The sequence below is a fragment of the Levilactobacillus sp. LN180102 genome, from assembly GCF_050106635.1.
Taxonomy (GTDB): Bacteria; Bacillota; Bacilli; order Lactobacillales; family Lactobacillaceae; genus Levilactobacillus; species Levilactobacillus brevis.
This window is the reverse complement of sequence record NZ_JBNIIX010000002.1, coordinates 1-20,026: the sequence shown is the minus strand read 5'-3', so window position 1 is coordinate 20,026 and position 20,026 is coordinate 1. Positions and strand designations below refer to the sequence as shown.

The following is a 20,026-nucleotide window of genomic DNA, read 5'->3' as shown; positions in this document are numbered from 1 at the left end:
GAAGCCCTATTTTTTTGACCCAGGAATTAACTAGCCATGGTGTTAATGTTAGTTCGATGTTGACGAGTTCCGGTCCAAAATGGCACCTTGACGACGCCCATCACTTTGTTAGCATCAACGTAACCCCAAGCGCGACTATCCTCGGAAATACTGCGATGGTCACCTAAGACGAAGTAGTGTCCCTGAGGAACGGTGTTGCCGCGGTAAGTCCAATGGTTCTTCTTAGCAAGACTGGCGAGGGTCCAGTTGCCGGTCCCACCCGTACGTTCGGCCTGACTGATGAAAGGCTGATTGATTTTTTGGTTGTTAACGTAAATATAGCCGTTCTTGCTGACCACCTTGTCACCGGGCAGACCAATCACCCGTTTGACGTAGTTAGTGTTGGGGGCGGCAGCCGGGTCTTCACCATAGGCGTCAAAGACAATGACACTGAGTCGTTTTAACTTTAATGGCTTGATGACAACCATGCGTTCGTTGTTGGTTAGATTGGGTTCCATAGAGCCACCAGAAACCTTAACGACTTCAAATAGATAAGTACGAACAAGTAGGACAATGACGACCGCGACCACGATCGGCACCACCCAACTAAGAATGTTACGGAGGACTTTCATAAGTCAGACGATCTCCCTTGTTTACTAGACTTGATTGGTGTCATTCTAGCATAGCTTATCCTAACGTTTGCCTGTTTGGTGAAAAATTAACCAAATGACTAGAAATAACGATCTAGTGGTAGCGCTTTCGGTTAAACTGTGTCACAATAAAGGGTGTAAACTGATTGACCTAAAAGGAGGCCGTAACATGGCAGAACAACAAGAATTACTAACGGTTGCAACGGCAATGCTCGATAAGGCTTATACCCCGTATTCTCATTTTCACGTGGGTGCGGCGGCTGTGGGTGCCAGTGGTAAGATTTATGGTGGATGCAACATTGAAAACGCCTCGTTTGGTGCCACTAACTGTGCCGAACGAACGGCTATCTTCTCGGGAATTGCTGCCGGGGAGACACACTTTACGGCGTTATTGGTAACTGGCAACACGGACGGCCCCATTGCCCCTTGTGGCATCTGTCGCCAGGTCATTGCTGAATTCTTTGATGCCGACGCGCCAATCTACTTAACTAACCAGAAAGGGGCTTTTACGGCGACCACGGTAGCCGCAATTTTGCCTGGCGCCTTTACTGATTTGAACTAGATAGCGTAGGTTTATCTTAAATAAGATTATTAGCACGTCCAGATCCTGATTTCTGGAGGTGCTATTTTTTAGCCCAGAACTGATAAAGCGAGGTAAACTGGTTGGCTTAACAAAGGAAAATCAGCATCTATGATAGGCTACCAATCGTTTATATCCCCCTATGAATGGTTGGTAGGATATTTTAACTGGCAATCAAACCCTGCATGGGAGTAGGCTCTTATCCAATTAACCAATCATTCTATGTAACTTTTCGATTGTTACCAGTCGTTGCAAATTGGGGTCACTTTTTCAGGGCTAGGCGCGGTATAATTTAACTAGACTAGGACTAATTTAAATGCGTGTTTTTGTTAGGTGTTTCGTGAGAATCCCGCTAAGCATGTTTTAGACAACGCTTGCAGAGAATTACCTTGGAAGCATTAACGATCTGCTAAAGACCCTTTATTTTTTGGGGAAGAGAGGCGATACTAATAAAGGGAACTAGCTAGAGTGTTCGTAAAGATGCCACCAAGATTGTAATTGGTGTAGTTGAACATGCGTAATATCTGCCAGTGGAATTTTTAAGGAACGACCAGCAGTTAAGCCAAGATAGACAGTGGAATCGCTGATAAAATCGATGGTTCCCGTGTATGTGGCCGCTTTGAGGGTGAGCGTTGTAACTTGGTTATTTTGGTAGGCATTTTGGAGTAGATGCCTAATTTGTGGACTGTTCGGGTACATGATGGGCACATCCTTTGTGGTAAGCACTTCGTACATTATTATAGAACAAACGTTCGACTTTTGAAACCAGTTTGCGAAACATTATCGGATAACTTAATTTCATGGTAAAATGTACGCAGGGTTATTCACCTGATAAGCTTGTTGTCAGATGATAGACCTAGAGGGTATGCATGCGGTCCCGTAGCCGTACGCAAAGTTGGGTGAAAAAAGGCAGCGGATACGCTGAACAAAGGAGTAATGGACGAATAATGACAGAGACAGCTAGTGAAGAAGTAACGGAAGCACAATTAAAAAAGGAATTCGATGATCTCTACATGCATATTTTTAAGTACATTGGGGACTTCGTTTCCATTCCGACGCAAAAGTACAATTTGACTTTCGAAGCATTCATGGTCATGGATAACGTGGCACGGAGCAAGAATGGTCAAACGTTGGTGGAATTAGCTAAATTGGAGGGCGTTTCGAAGAGTGCAATTGCGCGCCAAGTAAACGTTCTGTTAAAGGAAAATTATGTGATGCAAAAGGTTGACCCTAACGACCGCCGTGTCAAATATATTACGTTAACGGCGGCTGGTAGCCGGGTTCAACGGAACTTATCCCAGGCAACGGATGAACGGTTCCACCGTTGGCTAGAATTCTTTGGTGGTAAAGAAGAAGCTGAACGGTTTATCAAGGTCTTACACAAAGCCAACGAACGGGCTATTGCGGCGGGCTTCGTTGGATTCGATAGCTTACATGATAAGCGCCGGAATTCCAACCGTAGCCGGAACAGTCATGGCCGTACGGCTGAATAGCTTAAGATTGATCTTAACGAGGAAGTAGCGCGGAACGGAGGTTTCGGGCTACTTTTGGGTTAAAGCGAATGGATGATACACGTGGCAATTAACACGGATTCAGACGCGTTTAATAAAAGAAGCCGAGTTCTCAGGACGAAAGATCTTCTGAGAACTCGGCTTCTTTTAATCACGGTCACTTTGCTGATCAAGGGTGAGCTTTAAGCGACGTTCATTGTAGAACAACAAGGTAACAAACATGACGATGTATAACAGTAGTGGCAACCAAGCATAATTTAAAATAATCATGTGTTGTGTTGCAGTATTTTGCGGGTGATTAGCCACGTATCCGGACAAGTGAAACAATCCGGCCGTTACTAAACCACCAAGGCCTAAACCGACATTAACCCCAAAGTCATCAGTTGACGCCAAGATGCCCTCGGCTTGAATCCCCAAAGCCATCCCATAACGAATGGTATCGGCAATCATAATGGAAACTAGACCGATAATCAAACCGTTACCAACTGAATTGATTAGAATACCCGCGAATAAGGGAACTAATTGATTGAACAAGACCCCTAGCGTTAAGATCAGTTGACCACCGGCGGCCAAGGCGATCCCACCCAACATTGTTTGTTTTTTACCCCAAACGTGAGCCGCACGAACAATCAGCAAGACACCAATTAGTGCGGCAAAAGTAAAGCTGTTGGCCCACGGAACCAGTGCCTCACTATGTTGGATATATTTGAAGTAGTAAATCGTCGTTTGGTTCTTAATGGCTGTGGTTAGCCAATATAACAAGATGACCACAGAGATGATTAACCACGGTTGGTTACGTCGTAGCATCCGACCGACAGCTCGCCACGATTGGTGAGCATGTTCTGGATTGGTAAAGCGCTCACGAACGTGGAAAAAGGTATTCCAGATTAATGCCAGTGAGATGGCGCCAAACAAAATGATTGTGAGTAAAAATCCACGTTGCTGATTGCCGTGGCCGAACCAAGCAACCAGTGGCAATGTGAAGACGGCCACGATAATTTGCACCGAGCTACCACCGAATTGACGGATGACCCCTAGGAGCGTTAGTTCAGATTCGTTTTGGGTCATGGTCGGTAGGATTGAAGTAATGGGTAGGTTAACCGCGGTGTAAAAGAAACCCAGGCCCAGGTAAGTCACGTATGCCCAAATAAGTTTTCCTTGGGCACCGAATGGCGGGGTGACGAAGGTCAGCACGGCAAACAATACGTACGGCAAGGCGTACCAGAGGAAAAAGGGGCGACTCTTGCCCCATTTAGAATGCGTGTGATCAATCATCACACCGATGAGCAGGCTTTCAACCACATCAGCCAGCCGCGCAACGATAAATAAAATAGCGGCGGCACTAGCTGACAGGCCATAAATATCAGTATAAAAGAACAGGAGATACGTGGTCATCATTTGAAAGACCAAGTTATCGGCTGCATCACTCAGGCCATAGCTAATACGTTCAGGCCACTTTGTTTGCCAAGGAGAGTTCAACGGGTTACCTCCGTGCCACTAATGGCGATGACTTTGTTGCGTTAACCGCCGATAAACGTCGGTACCAACCAGATCGTTGGTAACCATCCAGACGATATGGCCGAGGGCCTCGGAAATGTGTTCGTCTTTTGGCTGTTCTTTAGCGGTGGGAACGGTGCCCATGGCGGGCATGATGCCGAGATGGAAGGCTACCCAGATGGCTAGTCCAAACCAAGTACCGGCATCCTTTTTGATGGCGGGTACCTTTTCACCGAGAATTTGGTATAGCACCGCGAAAGTGGTTGAAAAGCCAAAGTGGATGACAAAGCCAGCCCAAGGAATCTCGTGTCCGGAGTAGTGATAGCTAGCGTTTAAGATGCTATCTGGAATGCCAACCTGTTTCATTAAGGTTTCTGGTGGATTGACGGCGTCTCGTTTTGCGGTTCGGGGGGGCAACACATTCTCCCAACCGAGCTTAACGAAGCCAGAAATGATACCAGCCGCGCCGCCCGCAATGATCGCTGCGGGTAAATTTAAATGACGATGATCAAATAAGGTCACGATGACTACCTCCTTTAAGTAAGTACACTATTGAGTATACCGGTCTTACCAGAATTTAGGGGGAAATTTGCTTGAAGCGTGAGGCCATCTGGATGGTTTTAGATATGTTAAGCTGATAAGAGAGTCATGAAGGAATTGTTACTGTCAATTGAGTGAGAGAGGAGCGCGGCATGGCAAACATGTTTGAGCAAGGTTATATTGAGATTCAAGACGCCACCCAAAATAATTTGAAGCACGTTAATTTACGAGTACCTAAGTACCAAACAACGGTCTTTGTGGGCCTATCCGGCTCGGGAAAATCATCATTAGTTTTCGATACCATTGCGGCCGCCTCGCGTCGCGAATTGAATGAAACTTTCCCGAGTTTTACCCAGCAATATCTGCCGAAGTTTGGTCAACCCCACGTGGGACAAATTGCACATTTACCCGTGGCGATTGTGATTGAACAACAGCGATTGGGAAAAAATGCGCGGTCAACGTTGGCAACATATACGGGGATTTACTCGTTGCTACGGCTACTATTTTCGCGAATTGGGCAGCCATTTATTGGCTACTCTGATAGCTTTTCGTTTAACTTACCACAGGGGATGTGTCCCACGTGTCAGGGATTGGGCTACGTTGATGACATTGATGAAAGTAAGCTGATTGACCCGGAGAAGTCGTTAAATGAAGGTGCCATTACCTTCGTCAGCTTTGATCCGGGCACCTGGCGCTGGCGACGATATGGGACGAGCGGGCTATTTGATAACGATAAGCCGTTGAAAGACTATACGCCGGCCGAATATGAACTCTTGATGCATGCGCCCCAGCAGCGATTAGCGCATCCAGGAGCTGGTTTTCCGCGGACAGCATTATATGAAGGTGTCGTTCCGCGGATTCGCCGATCGATTATTGGTAAAAAAGAGGCGGCACATCATAGAGAAGCAATTGCGGCGATTGTGACGCGCAAACCCTGTCCCACGTGTCAGGGAACGCGCCTAAAACCAGAAGTGTTGAAAAACCGAATTAACGGGCAAAATATTGCGCAGGTCAGTGCAATGGATTTACGCCACGTGTTAGCGTTCTTACAACAAATTACAGTCCCACTGGCGGCCGACGTCGTGCGTGAATTAACGACGAAGATTCAGTCATTAGTGGCGATTGGTCTGGGATATCTAACCTTGGATCGGGGGACGAGTTCGCTATCTGGTGGTGAGGCCCAACGGATAAAAATTGCGAAGTATCTGACCAGTTCCTTGGTTGATATGGTCTATATTTTAGATGAACCCAGCGTGGGGTTGCACCCGCATGATATTCAGCTGATTAAGCAGGCCCTAACGAAGCTGAAGGATAAGGGGAATACCGTGCTAGTGGTTGAGCACAATCCGGCTATGATTGCGTTTGCCGATTATGTTGTTGAAATGGGACCACAAGCTGGTCAAGGTGGTGGTACCGTAACGTTTACTGGTAGTTACGCAGACCTACTGGCGTCAGATACGTTAACGGGGAAGTGGCTGCGTGAACCCCATCACTGGGGACCCGAACGGCAACCCACGGGACAATTAGCGCTCAGAAAGATCACCCAAAATAATTTACAAGATGTGAATATCGATGTGCCACTGGGCGTGATGACGGTCATTTCTGGTGTCGCCGGTTCGGGTAAGTCCTCCCTGGTGACGGCCATTAAGGCGCATCTGCAGGATGACTATATTGATTTGGCGCAAGCACCGGTAGGGATTAACATTCGTTCGACGCCAGCAACTTATCTAGGGATTTTGGATGATATTCGTAAGCTCTTTAGCCAAGCTAACGGTCGGGTAGGTACGAGCCTCTTTAGTTATAATGGTAAAGGCGCTTGTCCCCGGTGTAAGGGTAAAGGGGTCACCATTACTAACATGGCCTTCATGGACCCGGTTGTCCAAACGTGTGAGCTGTGCCACGGGAAACGTTATAGTGACACAGCGTTACAGTACCACTATCAAGATAAAAACATTGCGGAGGTTCTCCAAATGTCCGTGACAGCTGCGGCCACATTTTTTGCGGATACACCAGCGATTGCCAAGAAGTTAGCCAACTTGGATCGGGTCGGTCTGGGGTACTTGACGTTGGCACAACCGTTGACTACTTTATCGGGTGGTGAGCTACAACGTTTAAAGCTGGCGGTTGAATTGGGTAAGCAAGGGACGGTGTATCTTTTAGATGAACCCACCGCTGGGTTGCATTTGCAGGATACGGCACGGTTATTGAAATTGTTTAATGAATTGGTAGAAGCTGGCAACTCATTAATCATTATTGAGCATAACTTGGCCGTGATCAGTCAGGCTGACTGGTTAATCGACGTAGGTCCTGATGCGGGTCGTTATGGTGGTCGCATTCAGTACAGTGGAACGCCACGACAGTCCGTGACAGTTGCTGATTCGAAAACAGGTGTTGCTTTGAAACAGTGGCAACAGGATACGAAAGGATGATGGGTTATGCCATTAATGCGAGTTGATATGATTCGTGGCCGTAGTAAAGCGGAGATTCGTCAGATTTTGGATATTGCTTATCAGGTAGCCTCTGAGGAATTTCATTTGTTGCCCCGTGACCGTTATCAGGTCGTCACACAACATGAGCCAGAAGAAATGGTGATTGAAGACGTCGGATTGGGACTCCCACGATCGACCAAGTTTTTATTGTTCAGCTTAACTTCTAGCCCGCGTGCGGAGGCTGATAAAGAACGGTTCTATGCGCGATTGGTTCAGGAGCTAAGTACGCACACAGATGTGGCCCCCAGTGATATTATGATTAATCTGGTCACCAATACTAAGGCCGATTGGAGTTTCGGCAACGGGGAAGCACAGTTTTTGAATGGTAAATTATGATAAAAGAGGCGGCCGGTTGGTCGTCTTTTTTTGCTGCTAATTAAACGTACGTTCCCCATTTTTGTCGAATTATGGTAGACTGAAAGAACATGATTTTTGAGGATGGAGGAAATGGCTTAATGGCAACCACAATTTTAACGCCAGCTGAGAATCGTTTCTTACAGCTGAGTCAGCCAGCACTACAATTAACGGAGCTGACGCGGGTTATGCCACTTTTGCGTGATCACCCAACCATTAAAGACAGTAGTGATTTTCTGTCGCGGTCTACTCGGCAACTCTTACTGGATCAACGAGTGAACTGGTTGGTTCAAGGCAGTGATGTTTGGAAGTTGTTAGCGCGGTTACCGTATGCCATTAATGCGAGTGATCGACGCGCAGACTGGCACCATTGTGCGTTGTGCCATAAGCCGGTGCGCTACGAGTACCATGTGGTGTTGCGAACGGATGGACATGAGATTTTGGTGGGGTCGGAGTGCGTCAAGAAGTTCATGAGTGATGAGATGCAATACTTGATGACCATTACAACGGAGGATAACTTTCACGCAGTGGCCCAGTATGATGACCTGACGGCACAGTATCCCCAGGTTCCTGAAATACTATGGGATCAACAGGCCTTGCCCCACTTACCACAACAGCATCGCCGACGTCAGCATTGGGTGAAGAATGGGACGAAGACAACGGTCACCGGTTATTTAAAGCACCGCCAACAGACATTGCCAGAAACCCAATTATCGCCTTATTTGGCAGAATATACGCAATTGCAGGCGGTTGATCGCCAAATGGCTGAACGGCAACAAGTCCAACAACAACACGCCGTTCAACAGCAGGCCCAACTGGCTGAAAAAGAAGCGGCAGCTGCCTGGCAGGCGGCCGATCAAGCGCAGCTCACGGCAGAACAACAGTTGCGTGCGTCAACTAGCTATCAGACCTATTTACAGGCAGTAGCCGCCTTAATGGTGCAACATTTACCCTTGCCTCAATTTAAACAGCGTTTGCGTGGAATCACCATGCCACCAGCACTCGGCCAATTGGTAAATTCTTATCAACTCGGCGTGATGGCAACTGAATTTGCACGGGCGGGCCAAATCACGGATACGCGGCTTCAAATTGTGCCCCGTTACCTAGTCGCTGATCTGAATCGGTTCAGCCGGCAGTTGGCCGCGCAGCGCCAGCGGGATTGGGATGATGACGTCTTTAATGCAGCACTAGGGTTTGAACTGACAGCTGACCAGCGGCGACAACGATTGACGCAGCTGCGGGATTGCTGGGAGGGCCGGCAATTATCCGATGCCTGTTATGCGACGCTATTGAGGTTACGGGAATCTTGGCAGCAGTCTCCAGTTATTCCGGCAACGTGGCCCGAAAAGCTGAGACAAGCTTTTCAAGTGCGGTTGGCCGAACAACCTGCCACTGGTTGGGTACCGGCCAAGAAAAATCACGTGACGCCCAGCCAACTTCGGCAATTGATAACGTCACAAGCAGACTTTGCGACAGTTGTCGCGCAGTATCATCGGCTGTACGCCTTGCCAACCGCTACAGAAGCGGTGACGCTGTCGGCCTTACATCGTTATTACTTAGTTAAAGCGGATCAACGGGCCGGTCGGGCCAAGGCAACGGCTAAGCTGGTAACGGAGTTGTTGAAAGAAACTGTGGATGACTGATGGTTATGTGTATTAGCCAGTAGGTAATCAAAAAATGAGATCATCCATCAGGATGGTCTCATTTTTAGTTAAATATGCTGAGGTTCATGACGGATATTTCCCAATGAAATTCCCAGCGATATCAGAATAAGCGGCCAGTTCAAGGCGACATTGTACAACCAGAAATGGTCGGCATTTGTGGGGCTAAAGAATGCCAGCAATGGCTGGGCCATAATGGCACTTACGGCGACTAACAGGCCGAACATGGTCAGTTGACCTAATAAGCCACCATAAGTTGAGAAGCGGTATTTATGAACGATAGCAAGATCGTGATCAATATCCGTGGCTTCATAAAGGGTCGTATTGATGGTGGGGTTATCGTAGCCGATATAAAGCGTAATCAGTAAGAGGGCCACGAGGTAGCTTAGCCGCCAAGGAATGAGCAATAAGAGGTGTCCCACGATGAGACTGCCCTGACTGAGACGCTGGGCCAAAGCCGTTTGGTGTTTGGCGAGTACTTGGAAAACGGCATAGCCGGCTTCAAAACCCAGTAAATACAACCCGAAGACGAGGTACATGCCGATGCTTCCCCAATAAAAATAGGCAAAAAAGCTGTTGAACAGTAGAACAAAACTAATTAAGAAGCCCCGATTTAACAGGCGCATCTTGTAATCGGGGAGTACATGGCGATCGCTATACAACTCTATTGAGAAGACGATCAAAGCGATGGCAATAATGGTTAACGTTACCCAACTTGGGAGATTTAAATGTGCTTTGCGTAAAGTGGTTAATACGGCGATGCCGGCAAAGCCAATCAAGGACAGTAACCAGCGCCAGATGTGATGTAGTCGATGAATCTTGTGCGAACGATGTTGGTAGAAATCGTTGACGAAGTTCCCCAGTAAGACACCACCGGGGATGGCGCCGAGATAAAGTAAGGCCAGAACACTGAAAGTCAGGGTATAACTGAGGCCTAAGGACAAATCGATTGCCAGCATGATGCCTAATAAGGCAAAGACCAACCAGTAGAGACGTTTCATTTTGAAGCTGGTGGTATGGGTCAGGTGAAGCTTGATCGTCAAAAAGTAGGGCCAGATCGTAGCAGCGCTGTATCCCCATAAGAGGCTCCCGATGATGAGCCAACCGACACTAGAACTGAGGGCAAATAGCAAGCTCCCCAGTGCACCTAAAATCAGGGTGACCAGTAGATACGTCGTCGAATTAAGATTTAACCGCTTGGTGTAAAAGATGCTGGCTGCTCGTGAAATATAAAAGGCGACTAGAGCAATCAGAAACGTGGTACTTTGGGTTTGCTGATAGCGCAACAAAATTAAAATGTAGGGCAACATGATCCCCACGTTAGCTAGAAAGTTTAGTGTACCAATAGAAAAATCAATACCGGTTTGCCGGAAACGGGCCACCGTCATCAGCTCCTCAAAATTATTTAGTCCTAGTATAGCAAATTCCCTGGATGGGATGCTTAATGTAGGGTCATAAGGTCACCTAAATAAGCCATGTCGCCAGAACTTGAAGTTTTGACAACATGGCTTATTTACCAGTAATAACGAATGAATTAACGTTCCGAAGAGGTCTTAGGCGTTAATCGCTTTTCAATAAAGGATAACACCAAATCGGTAATGATGGCCATCAAGGCGGTTGGTAACGCCCCCGCTAAGATAATAGCTCCACCATCAGTTGCGTTAGTTCCCCGGACAATGATGTCACCAAGACCACCAGAACCGATGAAGGAACCGATAACGGTAATCCCGATACCGATAACTAAGGCGTTACGAATCCCGGCGATAATGACGGATAAGGAAAGGGGGAGCCGAATGGTTTTCATGATTTGAAAGCCGGTCATCCCCATCCCCTTTCCGGCATCTAAGACGTCGCGGTCAACGCTCAACATCCCGGTGTAGGTATTTTTAATAATCGGGAGGAGTGAGTAAAGAAAGACCGTGACGATAACCGTCGTTTGGCCCAATCCCAGTCCTAGCATCAAGATCGATAGCATGGCTAACGAGGGGATAGTTTGAATCACATTGGCAATCCCGATAATGACGGGGGATAACCGCCGATATTGGGAGATCCAAATGCCTAATGGAATCCCGACAATTGCACCCAACAGCACCCCATAAATCGAAACGAGGAACGTTTGGTTAAATTGACTGAGCACGTACATCCCGTTGTGGCTAAAGTAATAGACCAACTGGCTAAACAGACCCATGTCTTTCATGTTAGTTGTTCCCTCCTTCGAAGTAGTGGTGTTGTTTCAAATAATTCATGGCAACTGTCTGCGGTTCTTCAAGTTCGTCGTCAACCTTGTAGTTCAGTTCCTGCATGGTCTTCAACGAGATCTTACCCTCGAGTTTTTCTAAGACGGGTTTCAGTTCCGGATGCTTTTTCAAAATGGCGTTAGTGGCCACTGGACTGGCATCGTATGGTGGGAAGAAATGCTTATCATCCTTCAGTAACTTCAGATGATAACTGGCAACCCGACCATCAGTGGAGTAGCCAAGAATGGCATCCATTTTATTAGCCGATAAGGCATCATAGAGCAGTCCAGTCTGCATCGGATAAACGGTGCCAAAGCTATAACCATACATTTTTTGGAACGATGGATACCCGTCGCCTTGGCGGTTTTGCCAAATTTGGTCGATGCCGACCTTCATCTTAGGCGCTAATTTTTTCATATCACTGACGGTCTTTAAGTGATGCTGCTTGGCATACTTTTGGGTGACCATCCACGCGTAAGTATCCGCGAAGCCATACGTCTTAAAGTAGGTCATGTGATACCGATCTTGAAACCCTTTCGTCACCGTTGCCTTAACTTTGGCCGGGTCTCGTTCGAATTTCTCGTTAAGAATCGTGGTAAGGTCGGTCCCATAGAAACGAATGGCGGAAATATCGGCGTTGCCATTCTTTAACGCGTTAAAACTAACATTTCCGGACCCGAGGTTATTGATGATCGATGTTTTTAAGTTTGTGTCATGTTCAATCATGCCCGCAATCATATAGGCCATGATTTGTTGCTCAGTCGTATTTTGCGAGGCAATTCGTATTGTATCATTACCTGAACCAGCTAGACCTGGTAAGGAACAGCCACCCAGTGGTAAGAGGATGACAGCGGCCAAAAGTCCAGCGAGCCATTTTCGTAAGTGTTTGCGCATAACGAGCCTCCTATCGTAATTGCCGTGGTGTCACGGCTGTTTCCAGTTTACCCAATAAGTAATCGACGATTAGTGCCAACAGGATAACCGGAATTGACCCGCCCAAGATTAAGTCGGAACGGTAGAGGTTCAAACCATTGAAAATGAAGTCACCTAGGCCACCAGCACCGATATAAGATGCCAACGTTGCCCAAGCAATCACATAGGTTGCTGAGAGCCGAATACCGGCCATAATCACGGGAGCTGCTAAGGGAATTTCGGCTCGCAGCATCATTTGCCACCAAGTCATGCCCATGCCTTTAGCGGCATCACGAACGGTTGGTGAGACCCCTTGCATCCCCAAATAGGTGTTCCGCAAGATGGGAAGTAGTGAGTAGATGAATAGGGCGACGATGGCTGGTGTCGATCCAATCCCAAAGATGGGAATCATCATGGCTAATAATGCCATGGCAGGAATCGTTTGAAGGACACCAGCTAACGTAATCACAAAATTCGCGCCGTGTTTCATTCGCGTCAGTAAAATTCCCAGCGGAACGGCTACGATAACGCCCAGAGCGAGTGCCGCTGCCGAAATGTAGAGATGTTGGCCGGTCTTACTGATCAGCTGTGTCCCATAAGTCGCTAGAAAATGTATCATTTCTCGGTGTCGCCCCCTTCATGAGTGGCTGCTGCGTGAATATCAGCATTGATTGGGGAAGCGGGAGTTTCATCAGCTTCTGGTGCTCCACGCAAAGCGTCATACACGATATCAACCAATGCGGTCCGTGTGACGATCCCGACGAGCCGTTTTTGTTTATCAACGACTGGAACGTTTTTAACCCCCTGTTTGAGAATCCGATCAACGGTATCACCGATTAGCGAGTCAGCTTTGACATAAAAGACCTTTTCGTTCGTCAGCTCACTGATTGGCGTATGTGGATCAGTCGTCCGGTTAATATCGTCTAAGTCAATGTAGCCTTGTAAGACCCCATTGGCATCTGTAACCAGCAAGGTATCCACTCGACGATCATGCATGACGTCAATGGCATCGTCTAACGTCTTATCCGGCGTAATAGCAACAGGGTTCTTTAACATGATTTGACTAACGGACAGGATATTTGGTTGGGCGCGAATCAAGCGTTCTTCACCAATCAAGTTCGTAACGAATTCGTTGGCCGGGTGACGCAAGATGTTTTCGGGCGTATCCACTTGAACCTGCTTACCTTGACTCATAATGACCACCTTGGTTGCTAGGTGGAGGGCTTCATCCATATCATGCGTCACAAAGATAAAGGTTTTACCCAAGTCCTCTTGTAAATGTTTGACTAAATCCTGTAATGATTCCCGCGTGATTGGGTCCAAGGCACCAAAGGGTTCATCCATTAGAATGATTTCTTGGTCAGCGGCCAAGGCACGTACGACCCCAATCCGTTGTTGTTGCCCACCGGATAATTCACCAGGGTAGCGTTGCAGCATCTCATCGGGGAGTTGAGCCAGTTCAATCATTTTATGGGCTTGTTTAGCCCGTTTTTCTTTAGACCAGCCCAGCAATTTAGGGACGATTTCAATATTTTCTTGAATCGTCATGTGGGGCATTAACCCGATATTTTGAATGACATAACCGATTGAACGACGGAGCTTGACGGGGTCCATCTTCGAGATGTCCTTGTCGTTGATCTTAATGGTACCAGAAGTTTGGTTGAGCATACGGTTAATCATCCGCATGGTCGTGGTCTTCCCGGAACCAGAGGTCCCAATAAAAGCAATAAATTCACCGCGGTCGACTTCAAGGTTGAAGTCGTCAACGGCAACTTTACCGTTGGGATATTCTTTACGTAGATGTTCCATTGAAAGTAGCATAGATTAACCTCCTGAGTAATGATGTTACTGAACCGGCAAAGTGCCGGAAATAAAAAGACGATCGGTGTGCCGGGAGCACACGTCAGAGCGGGAGCAACCTGGGGACCGGTCGTATTTGATTTTTCGGCTTACGATTAAACCTATTGTACACGATTTACCAGTAATTTCCAAACGGATACAATTCCTGGTGTTGATAATCATGTCATGTAAATGACTGAACAACCCGGTCAAAACGCTGTACCTATCGGCTTGGGTGGCGATAGTCAAAATCTGTTTTTTGATAAGAAAATTCTTATTAAGAGGAGTGGATTTTTTACCCAAAAAAGGGTTGCCTTCGACCTGCTCGAACCCTGTATACTCCATAACATCAACAAAACCGAAAGGGAGTTACGATCTTGAAACGAATCCTGCTTGCTGGCGCAATGGATGCGACCAGCCAAACCTTTGTCCGACAACTAAGTGAAAATGATCAGCTTCAGCTGACGGTGTACACCCCTAGTGCAGTGACCCTCCCCCAAACGGTAACCGCATTAACTGAGGAAACACTCGACGAAGGTGGTTTGACGGCTGCTATGATGGATCAAGACATCGTGGTGGCTTTGATCCCAACCATTAAGTTAGCTAATACTGTGACGACATTAATTACGGCCGCTCAGGCTACCGGAACGTCACAGGTGATTGTGAGTCGGACCGATGACATTGTTGAATTGCCGGGACAAATCCGCGATGCCCGGCGCCGATTAATGACGGCGCATTTAAACTTCGACTTGGTTGATGGACTTGCTGGCGTAAGCACGTTGCTGGCGGTTAATCCAGCACCAACGGCGGTTTTTGACCCCGAAACGTCTTTTCCCATTGAACAAATGATGAGTTAAAGAAAACGCGTTGCCCATCAGGACAACGCGTTTTTTTATGCGGCTTGGGTTTTAGAGCGGCGAATTTCAGGAACTAGCCACCAAACCAGTAACAGGTTAATCAGCATGAGCAGAGCGGTTGAGATAAAGACGGCGTTGTAATTAAAGACACCGGCAATCCAACCACCCAGCAGTGACCCCAGCATATTACCGATTGACTGAAAGGACTGATTCCAACTGAAGACCGTCGACGTCAGTTCGACTGGCGAGTTTTTGGTCAGTAGGGTTTGGATTTCTGGGAACAATGCCCCGTCAGAGATGCCAATCATGAAGCGCAGAATCCCTAACATCCAGACGCTGGTGACAAAGCCCTGCGGTAAATACATGAGAAAGGCAAAGACGTAGCCGAAGATCAAGACTTTTCCCGAGCCGTGTTGATCGCCGTAACGACCTAATCGGGGTGAGGCAAAAATGTTTGAAATCCCCGGTAATGCGGCAATTATCCCAGCAACTACCGTAATGGGACCGATGTTATGCATGAGTTCCTTGACGTACAAGCTAATAATGGGGGAGATGGAGATATTCCCAAATTGAACAATGAGCGTTGAGGATAACAAGACCAGAATTAATTTGGGATTAGGGAAGGCTGCCAGTGGATTATGACTTTTAGCCGCCCCAGGTTGCTTGACGACGGGCTTGAACTGTTCTTCAACGAAGACCCAACTTAAAATAAACGTTGAGAAGAGCAATAAGGCTGTGATAAAAAAGGTCAATCGAATGGAGAAGACCTGGGCCAAAACCCCACCGATGACCGGACCTAGTAGCATGCCACTCGTGACACCGGTCATTAATGTGCTGAGGGAAGCCCCACTGTGTTTACGGGGTGTTTGCGAGGCGACTAACGCCTGGGCATTAGAAATGAATCCGGCAAAGACACCCTGTAATGCCCGTAAGGCCACTAACTGCCAAACGCTGGTGGCAAAGCCCATTAAGGCCATGGCTACGGCCGTACCTAATGAAGCGCGCATTAACATGAGCTTACGACCATTGCGATCGGCAACCATTCCCCAAAGGGGGGAAGCAATGGCACTGACAAAGAAGTCAGCAGCGTACACGAGGCCACTATACATGGTGACTTGTGACTTGGTGTAATCGCCAAGACTACTAATATATAACGATAAAAATGGCATGATCTCACTAAATGCCATGCCGGCAACGAACGTACAGAACCAGAGAACCCGCAGATTACGCCGCCAAGGCCCGCGCTCTCTTTCGGCTTCGTCCAAAATATGTCAACTCCTATAACTTGAATTAATTGATCAGGTTACCCTAGGTAACGCGAACCAATTGTGTCTTATCCGTAATGGTAACTTTACTAAGATACGCCCATAGCCGCGGAAGGTCAACGTTAACGACTCATTTGTATGCGCTCGCAATGGTTTAAATAAGGGGCTACCACTCAATGAAATTAAGTTTAGGTTACGGTTGAAAATAAAAAACGCCTAGGGCCAGAGTCCTAGACGTTTCGGGTTTCCAAATAGTGATTAATTCAATGTGGATCAACTAATGGTCGTTCATGCCACTCATTAGAGACTAGTCTTGTGGGAAATACGCACCATCGGCAATCTTTTCTAAGAGTCGCCGCGATGGGATGAAGAAGGCCGCCCCAGTAATAGGGGTGCTGAAGTCCAGTAGGCGATCGCTTTGGCTAAACATGTTGGTTAACATGCGTTGCGTCACGGTAAAGTGCCGTGCGTAGCCAATAAAGTAAGTTCCAACGATCCCTTTACCCGGTTCAGCGTAGGGCACATTCATGCGGACAATCTTGTGTTCAATATCACCATCGTTGTCTTGCGAGGCAATGTTATGGGCATTCGGTAGCTTTTCGTCATCGTCTAGTTCCCGATCACTGAATTTGTGGCGACCAATCGCCTTTTCTTGATCCTCGGTGTGCAGGCCATTCCACGCGTCCATATTGTGGGTGTACTTCTGAGCAAAGGCGTAAGAACCATTAATAAATTCAGGATCCTCATCGCCGATCAATGCGTACTGCGTGGCATCCTGACCAGCGGGATTTTCGGTTCCATCGATGAAGCCGATGATTGCTCGGCCCTCAAAATACCGGAACCCCGGTGTTTCATCGACAACGGTGGTCCAATCACGTAAGAACTCACGGGCTTGATCGAGCACTTCGTAGACGACGGCCATCGTTTTGGCCCGGACGTGTAGGAATAGGTCAGCCGGAGTTGCCGGTGCGCTGTATTTAGGTCCGGTTACGCCGGTGAAATCAACGAGTTCTTTCGGTCGGTTGGCTGTAGGAAAAAGAAGCCGCCAAGCCGTTGCGCCAATACCGAAAGCAACTTTTAAATCAGCATCTGGATAGCGAATTGCCATACTACGCTCAATTGCGGCCAAACGGTCGGCAAATTCGGCCAATGCTTCACGGTCGCCTGATAGGTCATCACGGTTAATTAGATACGTGGTAAACATGATATTATCGCCGGCGTCACGGTAGACATCTTGCGCGTCAGCTGGATTGATTGACATAAGAACATCCCCCTAATTCTAATAATCGATTTTAGTATAGCATGATCTCAGCGTTAGACGGTGAATAAGTTATCGAGTGATAATGGTTACGAAATAATGATACATAAAAAGAGCCTAAGCTATAGCTTAAGCTCAAAGATTTAAGCCTGTTCAAACTGATGGATGCCCGCCGCCAGACGATTCAAGCCGTCTTGTAAGCGAGCTGGGGGACAAGCCACATTGATACGGACGAAGTCGTGACCGTCACCGCCGTAGACCGCACCGGCAGAGATGAACAAGCCGGTTGTTTGCCGAATTGCCGAGCACAGGGCCTGAGTATCATGGGTGACATCGCGACAGTCAATCCAGACCAGATAGGTGGCGTGACCAGCAATCACGTGTAGCTCTGGTAGTTGTTGCCGTACGAACGTCGTGAGAGTCTGCTTATTAGCCGTAATTGTTGCGTTTAATTCATGAACCCACTGTGAGCCAGTTGTATAGGCCGCAATCGAGCCAGGGATGGCAAAAGCGTTGGGTTCCGCCAGTTCGTCGGTATTGATCCCCCGGTCGACTTGGTTGCGTAAGTTCTCGTTGGGAATGATCAGAGTCGCAGCGTGTAAGGCAGCGACATTAAAGGTCTTGCTAGGAGATACCGCCGTCACACTAAGATTAGCCGCCAAGTCACTTACAGCGGCAAATGGCGTATAGCCATGACCGTCATCCGTGATGTCACCGTGAATCTCATCACTAAAGACGGTGACGTGATGGGTGGCCGCCAGTTCCGCGATATGTTGCAGATCCGCCGATGTCCAGACCTTACCGACTGGATTGTGGGGGTTACAGAGGATCATCATGGTCGTGAGGGGTTCTGCCATCTTTGCCGCGAGATCGTCCCAGTCAATAGTATAGGCGCCCGCGTGAAATTGCAGGTCACTAGATAAGACGTGCCGACCGTTATTGACGATCGAATTATAGAAGATATTGTAGACGGGCGCTTGCACCAAGACGTTATCGCCGACGTGACTCAAACGGCGGACAGCTGAAGAGAGTGCAGGCACAACACCAGTCACAAAACGCATCCAATCCGTATTAGGGGCCCAGTTATGTTCCGTGGCGTACCAGTGTTGTACGGCTTCAAAGTAAGCTGCGGGAACCTCTTCGTAACCAAAGATGCCGCCGTCCGCCTTTTGTTTGATAGCGCTGATGATGCCGGGGGCGGTCCGGAAGTCCATATCTGCTACCCACATGGGGAGCTCGTTGTCTTGGACGTCCCACTTAACTGAGTCAGTATGGCGCCGGTCGATCATTTCTGAAAAATCATACTGCATTACGGTAATGCCTCCTTGGTAGTTGTAATGGTGGTACGGTGTTCGTCAATGGCGGGATCATCGAAGATTACCTGACCAATTGCGGGTGCGGTGATTTGGCCGTTAACCGGATTTTTCACGCTATCAATTGCCGTATTGATGGTGGCGTCGATATCCGTGCAGTACTCGAAGGCCAAGTCGGTATTGATAAGCGAACAGTTTTTGAGCGTGAGATGATCCACGTAACACAGGCCTTGATCGCTTTCAAGCCAACAGTTGACGAAGGTAATGTTCTTGGTGTTCCACGCTAAATACTCGCCGATAATGGTGGAATCATAAACAGTGACGTTGTCACAATTCCAGAAGGCGTCATGGGTAATTAACGTAGAATGATGAACCTCGACATTTTTACTACCGTCAAAGGCATAGTTCCCGGTGATTTTTAGGTGATCAGCATAGACATTTTCACTATTCATGCCGAAGTAATCACCCGTTGCCGTCACGTTACGCAAATCAACGTCTTGGCACCACCAAAGGGTTTCACCAGCGTCCGCAAAAGTTACATCGTCCAGCTGGAGATGACTAGCATGCCGAAAGGTTTTAGTGGCCCGAATCAAGCTGTGCTGCATGGTGAGATCGTCTGTGTACCAAATACCAGCGTGAGCGTCTGGCTGCCACGTCGTGTGCGTTAGATTAGCGCGATGGGCGTACCATAATGGGTACTTCCATTTGAAGATAGTGTGATCAATGGCGACATTACGCGCGTGCTTTAATGGGGATTCACCATCGACGAAGGTGCTATTGGTAATGTGGAGATCGTGACCTTGAAACAAGGCCCGTTCGCCAGTTAAAGTTTGTTGATTAATTTCTGTAGTCAAGTGTGTTGTCGACTCCTTTTATCCGTTGAAGTTACTAGAATTGGTGAGGCGTACTCGCTCACTAGTAACTAGTCTAGTCCCTTCGAGTGGCTTTAAGGCAAGTCATTTAGGGTCCGTCTGAAAACTACTTAAGTAAGATGCAAATTGAGGCAATGTAAACCGTAGCCAGATAAACATGAGCGAGCTTATCATAACGCGTTGCAATCCTACGAAAGTTCTTCAACTGATTG

At 47.7% G+C, this 20,026-nt stretch carries 19 protein-coding genes and 1 pseudogene; 6 read left to right on the top strand and 14 right to left on the bottom strand.

Annotated elements, in window-relative coordinates:
* Positions 1–26: 26 nt before the first annotated feature.
* Positions 27–611 carry a signal peptidase I gene (gene lepB / locus ACP4IT_RS01415; RefSeq protein ID WP_011667076.1) on the bottom strand — a complete coding sequence of 195 codons (585 nt, stop codon included), beginning with the start codon at positions 609–611 and terminating at the stop codon, positions 27–29.
* Between the two features lie 94 nt (positions 612–705).
* On the opposite strand from lepB, the gene ACP4IT_RS01410 reads away from it, so the two are divergent.
* Complete coding sequence (locus ACP4IT_RS01410; RefSeq protein ID WP_015473176.1) at positions 706–1,191, top strand: cytidine deaminase; 486 nt, start codon at positions 706–708, stop codon at positions 1,189–1,191.
* 477 nt (positions 1,192–1,668) lie between these two features.
* On the opposite strand, the gene ACP4IT_RS01405 is transcribed toward ACP4IT_RS01410, so the two are convergent.
* Positions 1,669–1,908 carry a hypothetical protein gene (locus tag ACP4IT_RS01405; protein WP_011667078.1) on the bottom strand — a complete coding sequence of 80 codons (240 nt, stop codon included), beginning with the start codon at positions 1,906–1,908 and terminating at the stop codon, positions 1,669–1,671.
* Between the two features lie 248 nt (positions 1,909–2,156).
* On the opposite strand from ACP4IT_RS01405, the gene ACP4IT_RS01400 reads away from it, so the two are divergent.
* Positions 2,157–2,702, top strand: a complete 546-nt coding sequence (locus ACP4IT_RS01400) for a MarR family winged helix-turn-helix transcriptional regulator (protein ID WP_024525833.1) — start codon at positions 2,157–2,159, stop codon at positions 2,700–2,702.
* Between the two features lie 165 nt (positions 2,703–2,867).
* Here ACP4IT_RS01400 and ACP4IT_RS01395 read toward each other — a convergent pair whose 3' ends face one another.
* Both ACP4IT_RS01395 and ACP4IT_RS01390 read right to left on the bottom strand, forming a co-directional pair.
* Entirely contained in the window at positions 2,868–4,199 is a 1,332-nt protein-coding gene (locus ACP4IT_RS01395) for an MFS transporter (RefSeq protein WP_128491712.1), read from the bottom strand.
* 18 nt (positions 4,200–4,217) lie between these two features.
* Positions 4,218–4,739 (bottom strand): DUF1440 domain-containing protein, encoded by a 522-nt coding sequence (locus ACP4IT_RS01390; RefSeq protein WP_011667081.1) that lies wholly within the window; start codon positions 4,737–4,739, stop codon positions 4,218–4,220.
* A gap of 179 nt (positions 4,740–4,918) precedes the next feature.
* Between ACP4IT_RS01390 and ACP4IT_RS01385 the strand changes: the two genes are divergently transcribed.
* The 3 genes from ACP4IT_RS01385 (at position 4,919) to ACP4IT_RS01375 (ending at position 9,243) form a co-directional block, all read left to right on the top strand.
* Positions 4,919–7,186 carry an ATP-binding cassette domain-containing protein gene (locus tag ACP4IT_RS01385; RefSeq protein ID WP_035465504.1) on the top strand — a complete coding sequence of 756 codons (2,268 nt, stop codon included), beginning with the start codon at positions 4,919–4,921 and terminating at the stop codon, positions 7,184–7,186.
* A 6-nt stretch (positions 7,187–7,192) separates the two neighbouring features.
* A complete protein-coding gene (locus ACP4IT_RS01380; RefSeq protein ID WP_011667083.1) occupies positions 7,193–7,582 on the top strand; it encodes a tautomerase family protein in 390 nt (129 codons plus the stop codon).
* A gap of 119 nt (positions 7,583–7,701) precedes the next feature.
* Positions 7,702–9,243, top strand: a complete 1,542-nt coding sequence (locus tag ACP4IT_RS01375) for a hypothetical protein (protein WP_426855153.1) — start codon at positions 7,702–7,704, stop codon at positions 9,241–9,243.
* Positions 9,244–9,311: 68 nt separating this feature from the next.
* On the opposite strand, the gene ACP4IT_RS01370 is transcribed toward ACP4IT_RS01375, so the two are convergent.
* The 5 genes from ACP4IT_RS01370 to ACP4IT_RS01350 form a co-directional block, all read right to left on the bottom strand.
* The gene (locus ACP4IT_RS01370) at positions 9,312–10,643 is read right to left on the bottom strand and encodes a hypothetical protein (RefSeq protein WP_011667085.1); all 1,332 of its coding nucleotides are present in this window, start codon (positions 10,641–10,643) and stop codon (positions 9,312–9,314) included.
* Between the two features lie 152 nt (positions 10,644–10,795).
* The gene (locus tag ACP4IT_RS01365) at positions 10,796–11,458 is read right to left on the bottom strand and encodes an ABC transporter permease (RefSeq protein ID WP_011667086.1); all 663 of its coding nucleotides are present in this window, start codon (positions 11,456–11,458) and stop codon (positions 10,796–10,798) included.
* A 1-nt stretch (position 11,459) separates the two neighbouring features.
* Positions 11,460–12,392 carry an osmoprotectant ABC transporter substrate-binding protein gene (locus ACP4IT_RS01360; protein ID WP_011667087.1) on the bottom strand — a complete coding sequence of 311 codons (933 nt, stop codon included), beginning with the start codon at positions 12,390–12,392 and terminating at the stop codon, positions 11,460–11,462.
* 10 nt (positions 12,393–12,402) lie between these two features.
* Positions 12,403–13,029 carry an ABC transporter permease gene (locus ACP4IT_RS01355; RefSeq protein WP_011667088.1) on the bottom strand — a complete coding sequence of 209 codons (627 nt, stop codon included), beginning with the start codon at positions 13,027–13,029 and terminating at the stop codon, positions 12,403–12,405.
* Positions 13,026–14,231, bottom strand: a complete 1,206-nt coding sequence (locus ACP4IT_RS01350) for a betaine/proline/choline family ABC transporter ATP-binding protein (protein WP_011667089.1) — start codon at positions 14,229–14,231, stop codon at positions 13,026–13,028. Before ACP4IT_RS01350 ends, ACP4IT_RS01355 begins: the two co-directional genes overlap by 4 nt.
* 395 nt (positions 14,232–14,626) lie before the next feature.
* Here ACP4IT_RS01350 and ACP4IT_RS01345 point away from each other — a divergent pair, with 395 nt between their 5' ends.
* The gene (locus tag ACP4IT_RS01345) at positions 14,627–15,106 is read left to right on the top strand and encodes a hypothetical protein (RefSeq protein WP_015473186.1); all 480 of its coding nucleotides are present in this window, start codon (positions 14,627–14,629) and stop codon (positions 15,104–15,106) included.
* A gap of 35 nt (positions 15,107–15,141) precedes the next feature.
* Here the strand turns inward: ACP4IT_RS01345 and ACP4IT_RS01340 are convergent, their stop codons facing one another.
* The 5 genes and pseudogenes from ACP4IT_RS01340 to ACP4IT_RS01320 all read right to left on the bottom strand — a co-directional run.
* The gene (locus tag ACP4IT_RS01340) at positions 15,142–16,371 is read right to left on the bottom strand and encodes an MFS transporter (RefSeq protein ID WP_024855211.1); all 1,230 of its coding nucleotides are present in this window, start codon (positions 16,369–16,371) and stop codon (positions 15,142–15,144) included.
* 307 nt (positions 16,372–16,678) lie between these two features.
* Complete coding sequence (locus ACP4IT_RS01335; protein ID WP_011667093.1) at positions 16,679–17,632, bottom strand: Dyp-type peroxidase; 954 nt, start codon at positions 17,630–17,632, stop codon at positions 16,679–16,681.
* Between the two features lie 140 nt (positions 17,633–17,772).
* Positions 17,773–18,939: a MalY/PatB family protein gene (locus ACP4IT_RS01330; protein ID WP_024855210.1), complete on the bottom strand. Its 1,167-nt coding sequence runs from the start codon at positions 18,937–18,939 to the stop codon at positions 17,773–17,775.
* Entirely contained in the window at positions 18,939–19,796 is an 858-nt protein-coding gene (locus tag ACP4IT_RS01325; protein ID WP_128491714.1) for a DUF3737 family protein, read from the bottom strand. The genes ACP4IT_RS01330 and ACP4IT_RS01325 overlap by 1 nt, the downstream gene beginning before the upstream one ends.
* Positions 19,797–19,920: 124 nt before the next feature.
* Positions 19,921–20,026 (bottom strand): annotated as a pseudogene (locus ACP4IT_RS01320) (IS5-like element ISLpl3 family transposase); the annotation flags it as partial.

What these genes read in the sequence shown, in the direction of transcription:
- lepB (WP_011667076.1), bottom strand. Translation starts at nt 611, where the DNA reads ATGAAAGTCCTCCGTAACATTCTTAGTTGGGTGGTGCCGATCGTGGTC.
- ACP4IT_RS01410 (WP_015473176.1), top strand. Translation starts at nt 706, where the DNA reads ATGACTAGAAATAACGATCTAGTGGTAGCGCTTTCGGTTAAACTGTGT.
- ACP4IT_RS01405 (WP_011667078.1), bottom strand. Translation starts at nt 1,908, where the DNA reads ATGTACCCGAACAGTCCACAAATTAGGCATCTACTCCAAAATGCCTAC.
- ACP4IT_RS01400 (WP_024525833.1), top strand. Translation starts at nt 2,157, where the DNA reads ATGACAGAGACAGCTAGTGAAGAAGTAACGGAAGCACAATTAAAAAAG.
- ACP4IT_RS01385 (WP_035465504.1), top strand. Translation starts at nt 4,919, where the DNA reads ATGTTTGAGCAAGGTTATATTGAGATTCAAGACGCCACCCAAAATAAT.
- ACP4IT_RS01380 (WP_011667083.1), top strand. Translation starts at nt 7,193, where the DNA reads ATGCCATTAATGCGAGTTGATATGATTCGTGGCCGTAGTAAAGCGGAG.
- ACP4IT_RS01375 (WP_426855153.1), top strand. Translation starts at nt 7,702, where the DNA reads ATGGCAACCACAATTTTAACGCCAGCTGAGAATCGTTTCTTACAGCTG.
- ACP4IT_RS01365 (WP_011667086.1), bottom strand. Translation starts at nt 11,458, where the DNA reads ATGAAAGACATGGGTCTGTTTAGCCAGTTGGTCTATTACTTTAGCCAC.
- ACP4IT_RS01360 (WP_011667087.1), bottom strand. Translation starts at nt 12,392, where the DNA reads ATGCGCAAACACTTACGAAAATGGCTCGCTGGACTTTTGGCCGCTGTC.
- ACP4IT_RS01355 (WP_011667088.1), bottom strand. Translation starts at nt 13,029, where the DNA reads ATGATACATTTTCTAGCGACTTATGGGACACAGCTGATCAGTAAGACC.
- ACP4IT_RS01350 (WP_011667089.1), bottom strand. Translation starts at nt 14,231, where the DNA reads ATGCTACTTTCAATGGAACATCTACGTAAAGAATATCCCAACGGTAAA.
- ACP4IT_RS01335 (WP_011667093.1), bottom strand. Translation starts at nt 17,632, where the DNA reads ATGTCAATCAATCCAGCTGACGCGCAAGATGTCTACCGTGACGCCGGC.
- ACP4IT_RS01330 (WP_024855210.1), bottom strand. Translation starts at nt 18,939, where the DNA reads ATGCAGTATGATTTTTCAGAAATGATCGACCGGCGCCATACTGACTCA.